This window comes from Rhizobium etli CFN 42 (assembly GCF_000092045.1).
Classification (GTDB): Bacteria; Pseudomonadota; Alphaproteobacteria; order Rhizobiales; family Rhizobiaceae; genus Rhizobium; species Rhizobium etli.
The window spans coordinates 297,198-314,507 of sequence record NC_007765.1; the positions used below are offsets into that span (position 1 = coordinate 297,198).

Consider the following 17,310-nt stretch of genomic DNA (forward strand, 5'->3'; position numbering starts at 1 on the left):
AGAAGGAGAAGGCGGCACCCAGCCAACGAACATCACTCTGTCATAGAAGCATCAAGGCTCTGATTCAACGCTAGAACATTGACCGTGGGTTCGCCGAGAAGGCCGAGTTCGCGGTGATGAACGGCGCCGTCGACCAGCGCTTTCACTTTGGCCTCGTCAAGGCTCCGCGCCTTGGCGACACGGGCAACCTGGAAATAGGCGGCCTCCGGCGAAATATCGGGATCGAGACCGCTGCCCGAGGCGGTGACGAGGTCGGCGGGAACCGCCGCATTCGGGTTCTCCGCCTTGGCGGCCTCGTAGTCGCCCTTGACCCGACCGATCAGTTTCTGGCTGGTCGGGCCGAGGTTGGAACCGCTGGAGGCGGCGGCATCGTAGCCGTCGCCGGCAGCCGAGGGTCGGCCGTGGAAATATTTGTCGCTCGTAAAGGGCTGGCCGATCAGCGTCGAGCCGATCACCTGGCCGTTCTTCTCGACCAGGCTGCCGTTCGCCTGGGCGGGGAAGAGGGCCTGGGCCGCACCCGTCATGGCGAGAGGGTAGAGAAGACCGGTGATGACGGTGGTGGCGACGATCATGACGAACGCCGGGCGAAGATCTTTCAACATTGTTCCTATTCCTTAAGCGAGGCCGAGGGCGGCGACGGCCATGTCGATCGCCTTGATGCCGATGAAGGGGACGATGATGCCGCCGAGGCCGTAGATCAGCAGGTTGCGCGACAGCAGCGCGCCGGCGCCGATCGGGCGGTAGCGCACGCCCTTCAAGGACAGCGGGATCAGCGCAATGATGATCAGCGCATTGAAGATGATCGCCGAGAGGATGGCGCTTTGCGGCGTCGACAGTCCCATGACGTTTAGCACGCCGAGCTGCGGGTAGAAGGTCAGGAACATCGCCGGGATGATGGCGAAATATTTGGCGATGTCGTTGGCGATCGAAAAGGTCGTCAGCGCACCGCGTGTCATCAGCAGCTGCTTGCCGATCTCGACGATCTCGATGAGCTTGGTCGGATCGCTGTCGAGATCGACCATGTTGCCGGCCTCGCGGGCGGCGACCGTGCCGGTGTTCATGGCGACGCCGACATCGGCCTGGGCAAGCGCAGGGGCATCGTTGGTGCCGTCGCCGCACATGGCGACCAGCTTGCCCTTGGCCTGTTCTTCGCGCATCAGCGCCAGTTTCATCTCCGGCGTTGCCTGGGCGAGGAAATCGTCGACGCCGGCTTCGGCGGCGATGGCGGCTGCCGTCAGCGGGTTGTCGCCCGTGATCATCACCGTGCGGATGCCCATGCGGCGCAGCTCCGTGAAGCGTTCGCGGATGCCGCCCTTGACGATATCCTTCAGCTGGATGATGCCGAGCAGCCGGCCGTCGCGGGCGACAGCGAGCGGTGTGCCGCCCGATTTGGCGACCTCGTCGGCGATCGACTGCAGCTCGCGCACGACCTCGCTGCCGTTTTTCGAGGGGCTGTCACCGGCGACGTAGGCAAGCACGGTCTCGACCGCGCCCTTGCGGATAGAGGCGCCTTCGAGATCGACGCCGCTCATGCGGGTCTGGGCGGTGAAGGGGACGAAGGTCGCCTTGAGGCTCGCCATGTCGCGGCCGCGGATCGCATATTTCTCCTTGGCGAGCACGACGATGGAACGGCCTTCCGGCGTTTCGTCGGCAAGTGAGGCAAGCTGGGCGGCATCGGCGAGTTCCTGTTCGGAAACGCTGCGCACCGGGCGGAAGCTCGTCGCCTGGCGATTGCCGAGCGTGATCGTGCCGGTCTTGTCGAGCAGCAGCGTGTCGACGTCGCCGGCGGCCTCGACCGCGCGGCCGGACATGGCGAGCACGTTGAAGCGGACGAGGCGGTCCATGCCGGCAATGCCGATTGCCGATAGTAGCGCGCCGATCGTCGTCGGGATCAGGGTGACGAAGAGGGCGACGAGCACGATGATCGGGATCGAGCCGCCGGCATAGATGGCAAAGCTTGGGATCGTCGCGGTGGCAAGCACGAAGATCAGTGTCATGCCGGCAAGCAGGATATTGAGCGCGATCTCGTTCGGCGTCTTCTGGCGCTCCGCGCCCTCGACGAGCGAAATCATCCGGTCGAGGAAGGTCGAGCCGGCCGCCGCCGTGATGCGCACGCGGATCCAATCGGAGAGCACCTGCGTGCCGCCGGTGACGGCCGAGCGGTCGCCGCCGGATTCGCGAATGACCGGGGCGGATTCGCCCGTGATCGCCGCCTCGTTGACGGAGGCGACACCTTCGATCACTTCGCCGTCCGACGGGATGATGTCTCCGGCCTCGACAAGCACGATATCGCCGACCTTGAGGCTGGTGCCTGGCACCATGCGATAGTCGTTGCCATTATTGCCGGTCAGCAGCTTGGCCTGGGTTTCGGTGCGCGCCTTGCGCAGCGAATCCGCCTGCGCCTTGCCGCGGCCTTCGGCGACCGCCTCGGCGAAATTGGCGAAGAGCACGGTGAACCAGAGCCAGAGATTGATCTGGAAGGAGAAGCCGAGATTGCCGTTGCCGACTGCGAGGTCGCGCAGGAAGAGCACGGTGGTCAGCACCGAGACCGTGGCTACGACAAACATAACAGGATTTCTGGCCAGCGCGCGCGGGGCGAGCTTTTTCAAGGCGGCGCCGACGGCCGGAACGAGAATGCGAGAATCGATGATGCTCGCGGATTTTGCCTGGCTCATAAGAGACTCCAGCTTTGAAACGAGGATGGCGAACGAAACCTATGACGCAGGATCACGGCATCGCCTCAGAAAGTCTGGCCGGCGAGGCCGACGAGGTGCTCGACGACGGGGCCGAGCGCCAGCGCCGGGAAGAAGGTCAGGCCGCCGACGATCAGGATCGTGCCGACGAGCAGGCCGACGAAGAGCGGGCCGTCGGTGGGGAAGGTGCCTGCAGAGGCCGGAACCCTCTTCTTGGCAATTAGCGAGCCGGCGATGGCCAGCGCCGGGATGATGACCAGGAAGCGGCCGGCGAGCATGCCGATGCCGAGCGTGACATTGTACCAGGGCGTATTCCCAGTCAGGCCGCCGAAAGCCGAGCCGTTATTGGCCGCAGCCGAGGTGTAGGCATAGAGGATCTCGGAGAAGCCGTGCGGGCCGGCGGTGCCGATCGAGGCGACGGCGGATGGCAGCACGGTGGCGATCGCGGTGAAGACGAGCATGGCGAGCGGCAGGCAGAGGATGGCGAGAACGGCCATCTTCATTTCCTTCGCCTCGATCTTCTTGCCGAGATATTCCGGTGTGCGGCCGACCATCAGGCCGGCAACGAAGACGGCGACGATGATGAACAGCAGGATGCCGTAGAAGCCGGCGCCGACACCACCGACGATGATCTCGCCGAGCTGCATGTTGATCAGCGGAATGAGGCCGCCGAGCGCGGTAAAGCTGCCATGCATGGCGTTGACCGCTCCGCAGGAGGCGGCAGTGGTGATGACCGCAAACAGTGACGACAGGGCCACGCCGAAGCGGACTTCCTTGCCTTCCATGTTGCCGCCGCCAAGACCGAAGGCATGCATCAGCGGATTGCCGGCGGCTTCCGCCCAATAGGTGACCGTGACGCCGGCGAGGAACAGCACGCCCATCGTGGCAAGGATCGCCCAGCCCTGGCGCTGGTTGCCGACCATGCGGCCGAAGACATTGGTCAGCGCCGCACCGATGGCGAAGATCGACACCATCTGGATGAGGTTGGAGATCGCGTCCGGGTTTTCGAACGGATGGGCGGAATTGGCGTTGAAGAAGCCGCCGCCATTGGTGCCGAGCATCTTGATCGCCAGCTGCGAGGCGACGGGGCCGACGGCGATCGTCTGCTGCGCGCCTTCGAGCGTCGTTGCGGTGACATAGGGTCCGAGCGTCTGCGGCACGCCAAGATAGACATAGACGAGCGTTAACACGATCGAGATCGGCAGCAGCACATAGAAGGTTGCCCTTGTCATATCGACCCAGAAATTGCCGATGGCCTTGCCCGAGGCGCGCGAGAAGGCGCGGATGAAGGCGAGCGCGATGGCGATGCCCGTTGCCGCGGAGACGAAGTTCTGGACGGTGAAGCCGGCCATCTGGGTGAGATAGGACATCGTGCTTTCGCCGCCGTAGTTCTGCCAGTTGGTATTGCTGACGAAGCTGACGGCGGTGTTGAAGGAAAGCTCCGGCGGGACGGCCGCCATGCCGGCCGGATTGTAGGGGAGGCCGGCCTGCAGGCGCAGCAGCGCATAAAGGGCGATGACGCCGAGAAGATTGAACGTCAGCATGGCGAAGGCATAAGAGGTCCAATGCTGCTCCTCGCCTTCGCTGGTGCCGGCGACGCGGTAAAGCCCGCGTTCGATCGGAACGAGGACTGGGGAGAGGAAAGTGCGTTCGCCGCTGAAGACACGCATCATATAGCCGCCGAGCGGTTGGACGAGCGCAAGAACGATCCCGCAATAAAGCAGAATCTGAAGCCATCCGTTGAGGGTCATGGAGGTAGACTTTCTATAACCGGCCGCCTCGCAACTGGAAGCGCCGGCTTTCTTCAAAAGCGCTCCGGGCGAAGCAGAGCGTAGGTGAGGTAAAGGGTGAGAAACACGGTCACCGCGCCGCTCAAGACATAATCGAGGGTCATGGCGTTTCTCCCGCTAAAGCCTGTCGCAGGCTCTGGTGTAGGCAAAGCACAGCGCAAAGAAGATGATCGCGGTGCCGAGTAGAATGATATCCATCATGATCGTGACTCCTGTCGTTCGTCTGGAGTCAGACAAGACAAAGGGCGCCACCCCGGGGGAGGGCCGCCTTTCATGCTTTCTGGCGTGGAGATGATCGTTCGATCTCTCGGCCACGAATATGGAGCGGAAGGGCATAAAGGTTCGAGACGGGCAAGCGGCCGTCTATATAAAAATCTTATAAAGGCTTTTCAGTAGCGAGCTAAGGATCGACCCGAAACTGGTATCGGCCTTCGGCGCTGCGGCCGTCCATCGAGAGCACGCGCCAGTCGACGGTATAGAGGCCAGGCGCCATGGCAGGATCGAGAGGGATCTTGAAGATCGATCCTTCAGGGCCGGAGAGAAACGGCTTGCCGGTGGGAAGCGCCATCCCCTGGGCATCCAGCAGGACGGCCGTCGAGCGGGCGAGATCGACCGGGCCGGTGAAGGTGAGCTCGAGATTGGCAGGAACGAGCTGTTGTTCCTGCTGTTGCGATGGGAGCGAGGCTTGTTCCAAGGCCGCGGACGCTTCACTTGCGGTGAAGAGAAGGAAGGCGAACAGACAGAATGACGCGATCGACTTCATGATGGTCTTCCTTATCGTGCCGATCCGCATGTGCCCGGAGCCCTCATGCTTCCGTGACGCCACGCCGACGCATCACTATGAACGCTGCGGAGGATGATTTCGATCCCTAGTTTTTGCGATAAGGCGCACCGGCCGCGGCTGGTGGCCCTTCGGCAGCGCGGCGATCAGCTTCGCAAGCCGCTGCCAGAATTTCCGAAATGACCTGGATAATGTTGGCCCGTTTTTCATCTCTCTGCCGGTCCTCATCACCGGGATCTCGAGTTGAGAATGTACTCGCCGTCGGCCTCGGCTGAAATCATACAGAGGTCTTGGAACGTGAATCTTTCGGATTATAGAAAATGGGCATTTCATCACATGTTGAGCAAAAGCTTGTATGGTGCGATTGAATTGCCGCCGCTTACGGTCTTATAGTCCGTGTCGACGGCACCCGATGAATCGCGGGGCAAAAGGGAAGGAAACCGATCATGACCAAAGTCCGTGCGCTGGTGCTGGAGCGCCAACATGAGCTTGCGCTTCGCGATATCGATCTGCCGCTGGAGACAGGAGCGGGGCAGGTCAAGATCAAGATTCATACCGTCGGCGTCTGCGGTTCGGACGTGCATTATTATACCCACGGCAAGATCGGCCCCTTCGTCGTCAACGCGCCGATGGTGCTCGGGCATGAGGCGGCGGGCACGGTGGTCGAGGTCGGGTCCGGTGTCAGGCATCTGAAAGTCGGCGACCGCGTCTGCATGGAGCCCGGCATCCCCGACCCGAATTCCAAGGCAAGCCGGCTCGGCATGTACAATATCGATCCCGCCGTCAGTTTTTGGGCGACGCCGCCGGTTCATGGCGTGCTGACGCCAGAGGTCGTGCATCCCGCCAACTATACCTTCAAGCTGCCCGACAATGTCAGCTTTGCCGAAGGCGCGATGGTCGAGCCCTTCGCCGTCGGCATGCAGGCGGCGAGCAAGGCCAAGATTGCGCCGGGCGATACCGCCATCGTTCTTGGCGCCGGCCCGATCGGCACGATGGTGGCGATTGCCGCCCTTGCCGGCGGCTGCGCCCGGGCGATCGTTGCCGATCTCGCCCAGCCGAAGCTCGATATCGCCGCGCAGTATCAGGGCGTCATCCCGGTCAATATCCGCGAGACGAATCTGATCGAAGAAGTCGGCCAATTGACCGACGGCTGGGGCGCCGATGTCGTCTTCGAATGCTCCGGTTCGCCGAAGGCCTGGGAGACGATCATGGCGCTGCCGCGCCCGGGCGGCGTCATCGTCGCCGTCGGCCTGCCAGTCAACCCTGTTGGTTTCGACGTCTCGACGGCGACCACCAAGGAGATCCGCATCGAGACGGTATTCCGTTATGCGCATCAGTATGAGCGATCGATCGCCTTGCTTGGTTCGGGTCGCGTCGATCTTAAGCCGCTGATATCAGAGACGTTCAAGTTCGAAGATTCGATCAAGGCATTCGATCGTGCGGCCGAAGCGCGGCCGAGCGACGTAAAGCTGCAGATCGTGATGGAATAGGGCACTGCAGCGCCGCTATGGGCGCCTTTTGCGTTTCATTCTGCGAAAGACCAGAGCCGCGCCCGCGACGGCAGCCGCGGCTCCAACTGCGATCAGCAGATGCCGGTGGAGGGGCAGGTGGCCCAGCGTCTGCTGGATGCCGCGCCCGAAGATATAACCGAGTGCTGTGAAAAGCTGTCCCCATACCAAAGCGGCCACCGCATTCAGGAGGACGAATTTTCCGGTCGCTATCCGCGTCGTGCCGATGACGATCGGGCTGATTGTCCGCAAGCCGACCAGAAAACGAAACGCCAGTATGAAACCGGTCTGATATTTTTCAAGCAGCCGCGTTGCCCGGGCGAGCGCGGGTCTTTCCATCAGCTGGCGGACGGGAGCCCATTGCGCAGCATAGCGGCCAGCGAAGAACCAGAACTGATCGCCGGCAAAGGAACCTGTCGCGGCCGCGATCGACGCCGACCAATAGGAGAGCAGCTCGCGATGGGAAATGACGCCGCCGAGGAATGCGGCGGTCTCGCCCTCGAAGGCGGCGCCCAGAAATACCGCCAGCAGCCCATAATTCTCGATCAGCTGTTCGATAGACACGCCTTCCTGGCCCGATGTCGGAGCTAAACCGGCTTCAAATCGCCAAGCAGCGTCGGGATCAGCTCCGAAACCGTAGGATGGATGGGCACCGACCATTTCAGCTTGGGATAGGTGGTCCCTGCATTCATCGCATCGATCAGGCCATGGATCACCTCGTCGCCCTCGATGCCCAGGATCGCCGCGCCGAGGATTTCCTTTGTGTCGGCGTCGGCGATCACCTTCATGAAGCCCTTGGTCTCGCCGCGTTCATTGGCGCGGCCGACGCGGCTCATCGGCCGGGTCGAGACCATGATCTTGCGTGCCGATTCCCGCGCCTGTTTCTCCGTCATGCCGACGCGGCCGAGCGGCGGGTCGATGTAGAGCGCATAGGCCGGAATGCGGCTCGAGACCTTGCGGTCGTCGCCGTCCAGCAGATTGGCGGCGGCGATCTCGAAATCATTGTAGGAGGTGTGGGTGAAGGCGCCGCGGCCGTTGCAGTCGCCAAGCGCAAAGATGCCTTCGACATTGGTGGCGAGCCTGTCGTCGACGGTGATGTAGCCACGCTTGTCGGTGGCGACTCCGGCGGCATCGAGGCCGAGATCGTCGGTGTTCGGCTTGCGGCCGGTGGCGATCAGCACATGGCTGGCATCGATCTTTGCCGCGCCGGCGGTGACGCTCACGCCGCCGCCGTTTCCCGCGAAGGCGATGTTATTGGCGGCGGTATGGACGCCAATGCCTTCTGAACGCAGGATCTCGGCGATCGCATCTGATATATCCTCGTCCTCGCGCGAAGCGAGCTTCGGGCCGTGCTCGATGACGCTGACTTCGGCACCGAAACGGCGATACATCTGCGCGAATTCCAGCCCGATATAGCTGCCGCCGATGACCGCCAGATGCCGCGGCAGCGTGTCGAGATGGATGATCGAGGTGCTGGTGAGATAGTCGATCTGATCGATGCCCGGCAGTTCGGGAATGACGGGGCGGGCGCCGACATTGAGGAAAATGCGCGGCGCCGTCAGCGTCTCGCCGTTGACGCGAACGGTGTTCGGGCTCTCGAAACGCGCATGGCCGTAGATCACGCTCATGCCGTCCATGCCGGCAAACCAGTCGATCAGGCCCTTGCGGGCATTCATCGTCACCGTTTCCGCCCGGGCTCTGACGACCTTCATGTCGATGGCGATCTCGCCGGGAATATTGACGCCGTAGGCGGCGCCGCTTCTGGCGACATGGGCGGCGCGGGCGCTGGCGACCAGCGTTTTCGTCGGCATGCAGCCGGCATTGACGCAGGTGCCGCCGAGGAACTTGCGCTCGATCAGCGCCACCTTCATGCCTTTTTCGACCATGCGGGCGGCAAGGAACGGGCCGGCCTGGCCGGCGCCAATGACGATGGCGTCGAAGCTCTTCATGACACGGCTCCCGCGATCAGCACCGCACCGATGACGGCGACGGCATCCTCGATTAGGGCGGCCGGCAGGTCCTTGCCGAAGGCGGCGGCAAGTCTGCCGCGGACGGCGGCGCCGCCATAGGTGCCGACGACGGCGCCAATCACGCCGGCGATCAGCCCGCCGAAGAGCAGGCTGCTGGCTGCCCCGATCGTCGCGCCCGACAGCGCCCCCGAGACGATACGGGCGCCAAACTGCACCGGCACCTTGCGCGAGGGCGTCGACGGCAGCTGGTCGGTGATGAGTTCAATAATGGCGAGAAGGGTGAAGATCCACGGCGCCCATTGGTAGCCCATGAAGGCAAGCGGCGTCTGCGACACGTCGAACCAGCCGAGCGCCGCGCCCCAGGCGACGGCTGCCGGCGCCGTCATGGCGCGAAGGCCCGAGATGACCCCGATCAGCAATGCAAGAAGCAGAAACATGCGCGATCCCCCTCATGCCGGCCTCGTGCCGCGAGAGGGAAGGTTGCACATTGTCAGGCGCGTGGCAATTCGCCTTGCCGCACCGGAATCTAGTTCGCGAAGGCGGCGATGCCGGTGATCGATCGGCCGATGATCAGCGCGTGGATATCGTGCGTGCCCTCATAGGTGTTGACCACTTCGAGGTTGACGAGATGGCGGGCGATGCCGAATTCGTCGGAGATGCCGTTGCCGCCGAGCATGTCGCGGGCGGCGCGCGCCATCTCCAGCGCTTTGCCGCAGCTGTTGCGCTTGAGGATCGAGGTCAGCTCCACCGGCGGGTGGCCCTCCTCCTTCATGCGGCCGAGCCGCAGGCAACCCTGCAGGCCGAGCGCGATCTCCGCTGCCATATCGGCGAGCTTCTTCTGGATCAGTTGGTTGGCCGCGAGCGGCCGGCCGAACTGCTTGCGTTCCAGCACATACTGCCGTGCCCTGGCATAACAATCCTCGGCGGCGCCGAGGGCGCCCCAGGCGATGCCGAAGCGGGCCGAGTTGAGGCAGGTGAACGGCCCCTTGAGGCCGGTGACGCCGGGCAGCAGGTTTTCCTCCGGTACAAACACGCCGTCCATCACCACTTCGCCTGTTATCGAGGCGCGCAGGCCGACCTTGCCGTGGATGGCGGGCGCCGAAAGCCCTTTCCAGCCCTTTTCGAGGATGAATCCGCGGATGAGGCCGTCCTCGGTCTTTGCCCAGACGACGAAGACATCGGCGATCGGCGCGTTCGAGATCCAGGTCTTCGAGCCTGTAAGGCTGTAGCCGCCGTCGACCTTTTTGGCGCGTGTCGCCATCGAACCGGGATCGGAGCCGTGATCGGGCTCGGTCAGGCCGAAGCAGCCGATCCATTCGCCCGTGGCAAGTTTCGGCAGGTATTTCTGCTTCTGCGCCGCAGACCCGAAGGTTTCGATCGGCACCATGACCAGCGAGGACTGCACGCTCATCATCGAGCGATAGCCGCTGTCGACCCGCTCGACCTCGCGGGCGATCAGGCCATAGGCGGTGTAACCGAGGCCGGCGCCGCCATATTCGGGAGAAATCGTCGGGCCGAGCAGGCCGAGTTCGCCCATTTCGCGAAAGATTGCCGGATCGGTTTTTTCATTGCGGAAGGCATCGAGAACACGGGGCGCGAGCTTTTGCTGCGCATAGGCATGGGCGGTGTCCTGCACCATGCGCTCCTCGTTGGTCAGCTGCTCTACCAGCCGGAACGGATCGGCCCAGTCGAAAACCTCGCGCGTATGCTGCATGACGTCGTCTCCTCACCATTCACTCAGGCTTGTCTCGTCAAATTGGCCATAGACCCGTCGGCCGACTGCGTCAACAGAGCGCGGCCGCGTCGAAAAGGCGAGCTCCGCCATCTTTTCAAAAGCGCCGGCATGATCCACCTTGCCCGCGTTCGATTCTGGAATGAGGAGGCGGAAATGTCGTCAAGCCATCTGTTCGTATCGGCCGAAGGCGCCGAATGGGTCAATCCGGAGCCCGGCGTCACCAGGCGGATCATGACCTATCTTCCCGAGATGATGATGGTGGAGGTGGCATTCGAAAGCGGCGCCGTCGGTGCGGCTCATTCGCATCCGCACATTCAGGCAAGTTATGTCGCCGAGGGCAGCTTCGAAGTGACGATCGATGGCCGCACCGAAGTGCTCAGGCAGGGCGGCAGCTTCATCGTGCCCCCCAATCTCGTCCATGGCGTCAAGGCGCTGGAAAAGGGCCGGCTGATCGATAGCTTCACGCCCCATCGTGCCGAATTTCTCAAGTAATCAGCTTTCGGCCTCCGACCGGCGCGCCGAGCCGGCGGCGCTGACATAGGGCGGCACGAAGCGCGCATCGTCGCCGCGCACTGCCTCGCGCAGGAAATCGATGACGGCGCGCACGCGCGGCGCCTGTTTCAGGTCGCGATGGCAGGTGATCCAGTAATGGCGCTTGAGGTCGATTTCCTCGGGCAGCACACGCACGAGCTCGGGATAACGGCTGGCGAAGAAATAGGGCAGGATGCAGAGGCCGAGGCCGTTTCGGGTGGCGGTCAGCTGCGCGAAGATGCTGGAGCTCTGGAACTGCGGCTTGATGCGTGGATGTACGTCGCTGAGATAATCGAGGCCAGGCGCGAAAATCATCTCCTCGATATAGCTGACGAACGGATGCTCAAGCAGGTCGTCGCGGCAGGTGATGGCAGGCGCCTTTGCCAGATAGTCGCGCGAGCCGTAGATCTGCAGGTGATAGTCGGTCAGCTTCTCGGCGAAATAAGGCCCTTCCTTCGGTTCGTCGAGCACGACGGAAAGATCGGCCTCTTTGCGTGACAGCGACATGATCTGCTGGATCGTCACCAGTTCGAGCGAGAGATGCGGATGCTGGGCGGCAAACCGCGGCAGCACGGTGGCGAAGAAGAAATTGGCAAAGCCTTCCGGCGCGCTAAGGCGCACGAGGCCACGCTGCGCCATCGAGCCGTCGGCGAGATCGGCGCGCAGCCGCTCGGTCTCCTGCTCCATCTTCTCGGCCGTGTCGACGAAGCGCGTGCCCATGGCCGTCAACACATAACCTCGCGGATTGCGCTCGAACAGCTTGACCTTGAGGGTGAATTCCAGCCGATCGATTCGCCGCGAAACGGTGGCATGGCTGGAACGCAGCTGCCGGGCAGCCGTCGACAGCTGCCCGGTGCGGGCGACGGCGAGGAAAAACTGCAGATCGTCCCAGGTAAACTGCGGCGGATTGTTCATCGCCATTTCCTCCGTTGAATAAGCGCTAACGCATAGCACGATCTGCAGATATCTAAACAATTCGTTGTTTTGATTTGCATTTTACGTCGCGAAGAACGGAGAAATCACCGGCAAGGGACGCCGCTTGTTGGAAACCGGTCGATGCCCCGGAGACGGTGCTTTCAGTTGCTATTGGTGAATGCTACACGGCCACGTTTGCATCCTGAGGAAATATTGATGAAAAAATTGGTTCGCCTGCTGCTGACGATCGTGCTCGCATTCGTCGTCGTCATCGGTTTTCGCTGGTATCGGTACATCGCCAACACCGACAGCCCCTATGACGAAGTCGGCATCACGCTCAACTCGTCGATGCCGGGCCCGCTGAACGCCTGGGGCTGTGCTAAACTGAAACAGACCTTCGGCAGCGCCTTGCCTCCCTATGGCTGCGCCGCCGACAACGGGACCCGATGGAAGTAACGGCAGGCGCAAACGCGTCAAATCCGCCGCCGACGAAGGACCGAGAGATAATTGGTCCTTCGTCTAACGCCGCTATCCCTGCACAACCGTCGGAACTGCCCTAAGTCTAGTGCTTAGCGCTTACGTCCTGCGCATCCCGAGGCTTAGTTTGAGATTGTGCGGCTTCTTTCTGTGCAAAAATGAACAGATACTGTTTGGAATTAGTTGTACCCCACCCGTTGCCTCAAGGAGAAATTTCCATGATCGTAAGACGAGGGCCGTCGTTCTGAGGAGTGCGACCGGCCAAATTTGAACAGACCGGTAATCTTGCTCATCTCTGGGAGGAGAGAATATGCGAAAGAGTCTCATCGCGTCCGCTGCATTTTTGCTCGCCAGCAGCACCGCTGTGCTCGCGCAAAGCGCGACCGACGGCAAGGTCAAGATCGGCATCCTGAACGACCAGTCGGGCGTCTATGCCGATTTCGGCGGCAAGTCTTCCGTCGAGGCCGCCAAGATGGCGGTCGAGGATTTCGGCGGCAAGGTATTGGGCGTTCCGGTCGAGATCGTCGATGCCGATCACCAGAACAAGCCGGATATCGCCTCCAACATCGCCCGCCAGTGGTACGACACCGAGCAGGTGGACGCGATCATGGAACTGACGACCTCGTCGGTGGCGCTGGCGGTGCAGGCGATCGCCAAGGAAAAGAAGAAGATCGACATCGTCACCGGTGCGGCGACGACGGATCTGACCGGCAAGGCCTGCTCGCCTTACGGCTTCCACTGGGCCTACGACACCCATGCGCTGGCGGTCGGTACCGGCGGCGCACTGGTCAAGCAGGGCGGTGACAGCTGGTTCTTCCTGACCGCCGACTATGCCTTCGGCTATTCGCTGGAGCAGCAGACCACCGACTATGTCAAGGCGAGCGGCGGCACGGTCGTCGGCGCCGTCCGCCATCCGCTGTCGACCCAGGACTTCTCGTCCTTCCTGCTGCAGGCGCAATCATCCGGCGCCAAGGTGATCGGCCTTGCCAATGCCGGCCTCGATACCTCGAATGCCATCAAGCAGGCCGCCGAGTTCGGCATCACCCAGGGCGGCCAGCATCTGGCGGCGCTGCTCTTCACGCTTGCCGAAGTCCATGGCCTCGGGCTTGAAGCAGCGCAGGGCCTGACCCTGACGGAAGGCTATTACTGGAACCGCGACGATGAAAGCCGCGCCTTCGCGAAGAAATTCTTCGACCGCACCGGCAAGATGCCGAACATGATCCATACCGGCACCTATTCGGCAGTAACACAATATCTGAAGGCGGTGCAGAAGGCCGGCACCGACGAAACGGAAGCCGTCGCCAAAACGCTGCATGAAATGCCGGTCGATGACGTCTTCGGCCGCGGCGGCACGGTCGGGCCCAATGGTCGCATGATCCATGACATGTACCTCTTGCAGGTCAAGAAGCCGGCCGACAGCAAGGAGCCGTGGGATTACTTCAACGTGCTCGCAACCATTCCCGGCAAGGAAGCCTACATCGATCCCGCCAAGAGCGGCTGCGATCTGGTGAAGTGAGCGCAATGGCGGTTCCCGCGACTGAAACGCTGGACAAGCCGCAGGTGGTTTTATCCGCCCGCGGTCTGCGTCGCGATTTCGGCGGCTTCACAGCCGTCAAGAATGTCGATCTCGACGTCCATGACGCGAGCGTCCATGCGTTGATCGGCCCGAACGGCGCCGGCAAGACCACGGTCTTCAACCTGCTGACCAAGTTCCTGCAGCCGACGGCGGGCAGCATCACGCTGATGGGTACCGATATTACGTACACGCCGCCGGACAAGGTGGCGCGCATGGGGTTGGTGCGCTCCTTCCAGATCTCGGCGGTCTTCCCGCATCTCTCCGTTCTCGACAATGTGAGGGTGGCGCTGCAGCGGCCGAACAATCTTTCCACGCAGTTCTGGCGGCCGCTTTCGGCGCTTGACCGGCTGAACGAGCGGGCCGAACAGCTGCTCGCAAGCGTCGGCCTTTCCAAGGAGCGCGATCATATCGCCGCCGACCTTTCCTACGGCCGCAAGCGCGTGCTGGAGATCGCCACGACGCTGGCGCTCGATCCTAAGGTCCTGCTGCTCGACGAACCGATGGCCGGCATGGGGCATGAGGATGTCGCCGTCGTCTCGGCGATCATCCGCGACGTCGCCCGCGACCGGGCGGTGCTGATGGTCGAGCACAATCTCTCCGTCGTCGCCAATATCTGCCAGCATGTGACTGTGCTGCAGCGCGGTGAGATCCTGGCCGAAGGCGACTATGCCACCGTCAGCCAGGACGAGCGCGTGCGCGTCGCCTATATGGGCACGGAGGAGCATTGATGGCTGCTCTCCTCGAAGTTCAGGGCCTGAACGCCTGGTATGGTGAAAGCCATGTCTTGCACGGCGTCGACATGCGGGTGGCCGAAGGCGAGACGATCACCATTCTCGGCCGTAACGGCGTCGGCAAGACGACGACGCTGCGCACCATCACCGGCATCGTGCGGGCCCGCAAGGGCAGGATCAGCTTTGCCGGCAGCGACATGATGCAGGTGCCGCTGCACAAGACGGCGCATCGCGGCATCGGCTTCGTGCCGGAGGAGCGCGGAATCTTCTCGACGCTGACCGTGTCGGAAAACCTGCTGCTGCCGCCTGTCGTGGCGAAGGGCGGCATGACGCTCGACGAGATCTACGAGCTCTTCCCCAATCTCTACGAGCGCCGCAGCAGCCCCGGCACCAAACTCTCCGGCGGCGAGCAGCAGATGCTGGCGATCGCCCGCATCCTGCGCACCGGTGTGCGGCTGCTCATTCTCGACGAACCGACGGAGGGGCTTGCCCCCGTTATCGTCCAGCGCATCGGCGAGGTGCTGCAGGCGCTGAAAGGACGCGGTATGACAATCCTGCTCGTCGAGCAGAACTTCCGCTTCGCCAGCCGTATTGCCGATCGCTTCTATCTGATGGATCATGGGCAGATGGTGTCGGAATTCCCGGTCGGCGAACTGCCGCAGCGCATGGATACGCTGCACAAGGTTCTGGGAGTATGACCAGATGACGATGATCTTCGGCATTCCCCTGCAGGCGCTGCTCGGCCAGCTCTTGATCGGCCTGATCAACGGCTCGTTCTATGCGCTGCTCAGCCTCGGCCTCGCCATCATTTTTGGCCTGCTCCGGGTGATCAACTTTGCCCATGGCGCGCAATATATGCTCGGCGCCTTTGTCGCCTATCTGCTGCTCACCTATGCCGGCATCGGCTACTGGCCGTCGCTGATCCTGGCGCCTGTTATCGTCGGCATTGCCGGTGCGATCATCGAGCGGCTGTTCCTGCGCCGGCTCTACGATCTCGATCCGCTTTACGGCCTGCTTTTCACCTTCGGGCTGGCGCTCGCGGTCGAAGGCACCTTCCGCTATCTCTACGGCTCGTCCGGCCAGCCATACGCGACGCCGGCGGCCCTTGCCGGCGGGGCGAACCTCGGCTTCATGTTCCTGCCGATCTATCGCGGCTGGGTCGTCGTCGTCTCGCTGGTCATCTGCCTCGGCACATGGCTGCTGATCGAAAAGACCAAGCTCGGCGCCTATCTCCGGGCCGCCACTGAAAACGCCGTACTGGTGCAGGTCTTCGGCGTCAACGTGCCGGTGCTGCTGACGCTGACCTACGCGCTCGGCGCCGGCCTTGCCGCCTTTGCCGGCGTATTGGCGGCGCCGATCTACCAGGTCTCGCCGCTGATGGGCTCGAACATGATCATCGTCGTCTTTGCCGTCGTCGTAGTCGGCGGCATGGGATCGATCATGGGTGCGATCATCACCGGCTATGTGCTCGGCATCGCCGAGGGCCTGACCAAGGTCTTCTATCCCGAGGCCTCCAATATCGTGATCTTCGTCATCATGGCGATCGTGCTTCTCATCAGGCCCGCGGGCCTCTTCGGCCGGGATGCCTGACATGGCTGACATCACCGACACCATCCGCACGGAAAAGAGCCGGACCGCCCTCTCGGTCCAGGCCGGCTTCCTGCTCGCAGGGCTGCTGCTCCTGCTGCTCGCGCCGTTCTTCTTCTATCCGATCTTCCTGATGAAGCTGCTCTGCTTCGCGCTTTTCGCCTGCGCCTTCAACCTGCTGCTCGGCTATACCGGCCTCTTGTCCTTCGGTCATGCCACCTTCTTCGGTGGTGCGGCCTACTTCACTGCCTATACGGTGAAATCATGGGGCCTGCCGCCGGAACTCGGCATCCTGATCGGCGTGGCTGGGGCCGCCTTTTTAGGCCTGGTCATGGGCTTCTTCGCCATCCGCCGCCAGGGCATCTATTTTGCGATGATCACGCTCGCGCTATCGCAGATGTTCTTTTTTTTCTGCCTGCAGGCGGAGTTCACCGAGGGCGAGGACGGCATCCAGTCGGTGCCGCGTGGCCACCTCTTCGGCTTCATCGATCTGAACGACTCGACCAACATGTATTATTTCGTGTTGGCCGTTTTCCTCGTTGGTATCTCGATCATCTGGCGATTCATCAATTCGCCCTTCGGCATGATCCTGAAATCGATCCGCGAGAACGAGCAGCGGGCGATCTCGCTCGGTTATTCTGTCGCGCGCTACAAGCTCGGCGCTTTCGTCATGTCGGCAGCACTTGCCGGGCTCGCCGGCGCGGTCAAATCGATCGTCTTCCAGTTCGCAACCTTGACCGATGTCGCCTGGCAGATGTCGGGCGAGGTGATCCTGATGACGCTGCTCGGCGGCATCGGCACGCTGATCGGCCCGCTTTTCGGCGCCGGGCTGGTGGTGGCGCTGGAAAACTACCTCGCCACCTCGGAATTCCCGGTGACGATCATCACCGGCATCGTGTTCATGGTCTGCGTGCTGATCTTCCGCCGCGGCATCATCGGCGAATTCTACGCCTCCCGGCTGGGGCGGAAGCTGGGCTTCGTCTATCGCCGCTGAACGAGCGGCATTGAGTTTCGTG

The 17,310-nt window shown here is 62.5% G+C and carries 18 protein-coding genes; 8 read left to right on the forward strand and 10 right to left on the reverse strand.

The annotated features are described in order from the left end of the window. Nucleotides 1-32: 32 nt before the first annotated feature. The 5 genes from kdpC to RHE_RS25420 form a co-directional block, all read right to left on the reverse strand. The gene (gene kdpC, locus RHE_RS25395; protein ID WP_011428118.1) at nt 33-602 is read right to left on the reverse strand and encodes a potassium-transporting ATPase subunit KdpC; all 570 of its coding nucleotides are present in this window, start codon (nt 600-602) and stop codon (nt 33-35) included. 12 nt (nt 603-614) lie between these two features. Continuing rightward, the gene (gene kdpB / locus RHE_RS25400) at nt 615-2,675 is read right to left on the reverse strand and encodes a potassium-transporting ATPase subunit KdpB (protein WP_011428119.1); all 2,061 of its coding nucleotides are present in this window, start codon (nt 2,673-2,675) and stop codon (nt 615-617) included. A 65-nt stretch (nt 2,676-2,740) separates the two neighbouring features. Then, nucleotides 2,741-4,444 carry a potassium-transporting ATPase subunit KdpA gene (gene kdpA, locus RHE_RS25405; RefSeq protein ID WP_011428120.1) on the reverse strand — a complete coding sequence of 568 codons (1,704 nt, stop codon included), beginning with the start codon at nt 4,442-4,444 and terminating at the stop codon, nt 2,741-2,743. 53 nt (nt 4,445-4,497) lie between these two features. Continuing rightward, nucleotides 4,498-4,587, reverse strand: a complete 90-nt coding sequence (gene kdpF, locus RHE_RS25410) for a K(+)-transporting ATPase subunit F (RefSeq protein WP_020923123.1) — start codon at nt 4,585-4,587, stop codon at nt 4,498-4,500. Nucleotides 4,588-4,883: 296 nt separating this feature from the next. After that, complete coding sequence (locus RHE_RS25420) at nt 4,884-5,246, reverse strand: copper resistance CopC family protein (protein WP_011428121.1); 363 nt, start codon at nt 5,244-5,246, stop codon at nt 4,884-4,886. Between the two features lie 464 nt (nt 5,247-5,710). Here RHE_RS25420 and RHE_RS25425 point away from each other — a divergent pair, with 464 nt between their 5' ends. Then, nucleotides 5,711-6,754: an NAD(P)-dependent alcohol dehydrogenase gene (locus RHE_RS25425; protein ID WP_011428122.1), complete on the forward strand. Its 1,044-nt coding sequence runs from the start codon at nt 5,711-5,713 to the stop codon at nt 6,752-6,754. Between the two features lie 15 nt (nt 6,755-6,769). Here the strand turns inward: RHE_RS25425 and RHE_RS25430 are convergent, their stop codons facing one another. The 4 genes from RHE_RS25430 to RHE_RS25445 all read right to left on the reverse strand — a co-directional run bounded on the left by RHE_RS25430 (nt 6,770) and on the right by RHE_RS25445 (nt 10,456). After that, a complete protein-coding gene (locus RHE_RS25430) occupies nt 6,770-7,336 on the reverse strand; it encodes a DedA family protein (RefSeq protein WP_011428123.1) in 567 nt (188 codons plus the stop codon). A 23-nt stretch (nt 7,337-7,359) separates the two neighbouring features. Beyond that, the gene (locus RHE_RS25435; RefSeq protein WP_011428124.1) at nt 7,360-8,721 is read right to left on the reverse strand and encodes an FAD-containing oxidoreductase; all 1,362 of its coding nucleotides are present in this window, start codon (nt 8,719-8,721) and stop codon (nt 7,360-7,362) included. Continuing rightward, nucleotides 8,718-9,179, reverse strand: coding sequence for a membrane protein (locus RHE_RS25440; protein WP_011428125.1), 462 nt, complete (start codon nt 9,177-9,179; stop codon nt 8,718-8,720). Before RHE_RS25440 ends, RHE_RS25435 begins: the two co-directional genes overlap by 4 nt. A gap of 89 nt (nt 9,180-9,268) precedes the next feature. Further along, nucleotides 9,269-10,456, reverse strand: coding sequence for an acyl-CoA dehydrogenase (locus RHE_RS25445; protein WP_011428126.1), 1,188 nt, complete (start codon nt 10,454-10,456; stop codon nt 9,269-9,271). Nucleotides 10,457-10,630: 174 nt separating this feature from the next. Here RHE_RS25445 and RHE_RS25450 point away from each other — a divergent pair, with 174 nt between their 5' ends. After that, nucleotides 10,631-10,969, forward strand: a complete 339-nt coding sequence (locus RHE_RS25450; RefSeq protein WP_020923129.1) for a cupin domain-containing protein — start codon at nt 10,631-10,633, stop codon at nt 10,967-10,969. Here RHE_RS25450 and RHE_RS25455 read toward each other — a convergent pair whose 3' ends face one another. Beyond that, on the reverse strand, nt 10,970-11,923 hold the full coding sequence (locus RHE_RS25455; RefSeq protein ID WP_011428127.1) for a LysR family transcriptional regulator: 954 nt from the start codon (nt 11,921-11,923) through the stop codon (nt 10,970-10,972). It lies immediately after the preceding gene. Between the two features lie 216 nt (nt 11,924-12,139). Here RHE_RS25455 and RHE_RS25460 point away from each other — a divergent pair, with 216 nt between their 5' ends. The 6 genes from RHE_RS25460 (at nt 12,140) to RHE_RS25485 (ending at nt 17,288) form a co-directional block, all read left to right on the forward strand. After that, nucleotides 12,140-12,379 (forward strand): hypothetical protein, encoded by a 240-nt coding sequence (locus RHE_RS25460; RefSeq protein WP_041679072.1) that lies wholly within the window; start codon nt 12,140-12,142, stop codon nt 12,377-12,379. A 331-nt stretch (nt 12,380-12,710) separates the two neighbouring features. Then, nucleotides 12,711-13,916: an ABC transporter substrate-binding protein gene (locus RHE_RS25465; RefSeq protein ID WP_011428129.1), complete on the forward strand. Its 1,206-nt coding sequence runs from the start codon at nt 12,711-12,713 to the stop codon at nt 13,914-13,916. 5 nt (nt 13,917-13,921) lie between these two features. After that, nucleotides 13,922-14,704, forward strand: coding sequence for an ABC transporter ATP-binding protein (locus tag RHE_RS25470; protein ID WP_011428130.1), 783 nt, complete (start codon nt 13,922-13,924; stop codon nt 14,702-14,704). After that, nucleotides 14,704-15,405, forward strand: a complete 702-nt coding sequence (locus RHE_RS25475) for an ABC transporter ATP-binding protein (protein WP_011428131.1) — start codon at nt 14,704-14,706, stop codon at nt 15,403-15,405. Before RHE_RS25470 ends, RHE_RS25475 begins: the two co-directional genes overlap by 1 nt. A 4-nt stretch (nt 15,406-15,409) precedes the next feature. Then, nucleotides 15,410-16,297, forward strand: coding sequence for a branched-chain amino acid ABC transporter permease (locus RHE_RS25480; protein WP_011428132.1), 888 nt, complete (start codon nt 15,410-15,412; stop codon nt 16,295-16,297). Between the two features lies 1 nt (nt 16,298). Continuing rightward, nucleotides 16,299-17,288: a branched-chain amino acid ABC transporter permease gene (locus RHE_RS25485; RefSeq protein ID WP_011428133.1), complete on the forward strand. Its 990-nt coding sequence runs from the start codon at nt 16,299-16,301 to the stop codon at nt 17,286-17,288. The last annotated feature ends 22 nt before the right edge of the window (nt 17,289-17,310 follow it).

Coding starts and splice junctions, on each gene's coding strand:
- kdpC (WP_011428118.1), bottom strand. CDS start 602: ATGTTGAAAGATCTTCGCCCGGCGTTCGTCATGATCGTCGCCACCACC.
- kdpB (WP_011428119.1), bottom strand. CDS start 2,675: ATGAGCCAGGCAAAATCCGCGAGCATCATCGATTCTCGCATTCTCGTT.
- kdpA (WP_011428120.1), bottom strand. CDS start 4,444: ATGACCCTCAACGGATGGCTTCAGATTCTGCTTTATTGCGGGATCGTT.
- kdpF (WP_020923123.1), bottom strand. CDS start 4,587: ATGACCCTCGATTATGTCTTGAGCGGCGCGGTGACCGTGTTTCTCACC.
- RHE_RS25420 (WP_011428121.1), bottom strand. CDS start 5,246: ATGAAGTCGATCGCGTCATTCTGTCTGTTCGCCTTCCTTCTCTTCACC.
- RHE_RS25425 (WP_011428122.1), top strand. CDS start 5,711: ATGACCAAAGTCCGTGCGCTGGTGCTGGAGCGCCAACATGAGCTTGCG.
- RHE_RS25435 (WP_011428124.1), bottom strand. CDS start 8,721: ATGAAGAGCTTCGACGCCATCGTCATTGGCGCCGGCCAGGCCGGCCCG.
- RHE_RS25440 (WP_011428125.1), bottom strand. CDS start 9,179: ATGTTTCTGCTTCTTGCATTGCTGATCGGGGTCATCTCGGGCCTTCGC.
- RHE_RS25445 (WP_011428126.1), bottom strand. CDS start 10,456: ATGCAGCATACGCGCGAGGTTTTCGACTGGGCCGATCCGTTCCGGCTG.
- RHE_RS25450 (WP_020923129.1), top strand. CDS start 10,631: ATGTCGTCAAGCCATCTGTTCGTATCGGCCGAAGGCGCCGAATGGGTC.
- RHE_RS25455 (WP_011428127.1), bottom strand. CDS start 11,923: ATGAACAATCCGCCGCAGTTTACCTGGGACGATCTGCAGTTTTTCCTC.
- RHE_RS25460 (WP_041679072.1), top strand. CDS start 12,140: ATGAAAAAATTGGTTCGCCTGCTGCTGACGATCGTGCTCGCATTCGTC.
- RHE_RS25465 (WP_011428129.1), top strand. CDS start 12,711: ATGCGAAAGAGTCTCATCGCGTCCGCTGCATTTTTGCTCGCCAGCAGC.
- RHE_RS25470 (WP_011428130.1), top strand. CDS start 13,922: ATGGCGGTTCCCGCGACTGAAACGCTGGACAAGCCGCAGGTGGTTTTA.
- RHE_RS25475 (WP_011428131.1), top strand. CDS start 14,704: ATGGCTGCTCTCCTCGAAGTTCAGGGCCTGAACGCCTGGTATGGTGAA.
- RHE_RS25480 (WP_011428132.1), top strand. CDS start 15,410: ATGACGATGATCTTCGGCATTCCCCTGCAGGCGCTGCTCGGCCAGCTC.
- RHE_RS25485 (WP_011428133.1), top strand. CDS start 16,299: ATGGCTGACATCACCGACACCATCCGCACGGAAAAGAGCCGGACCGCC.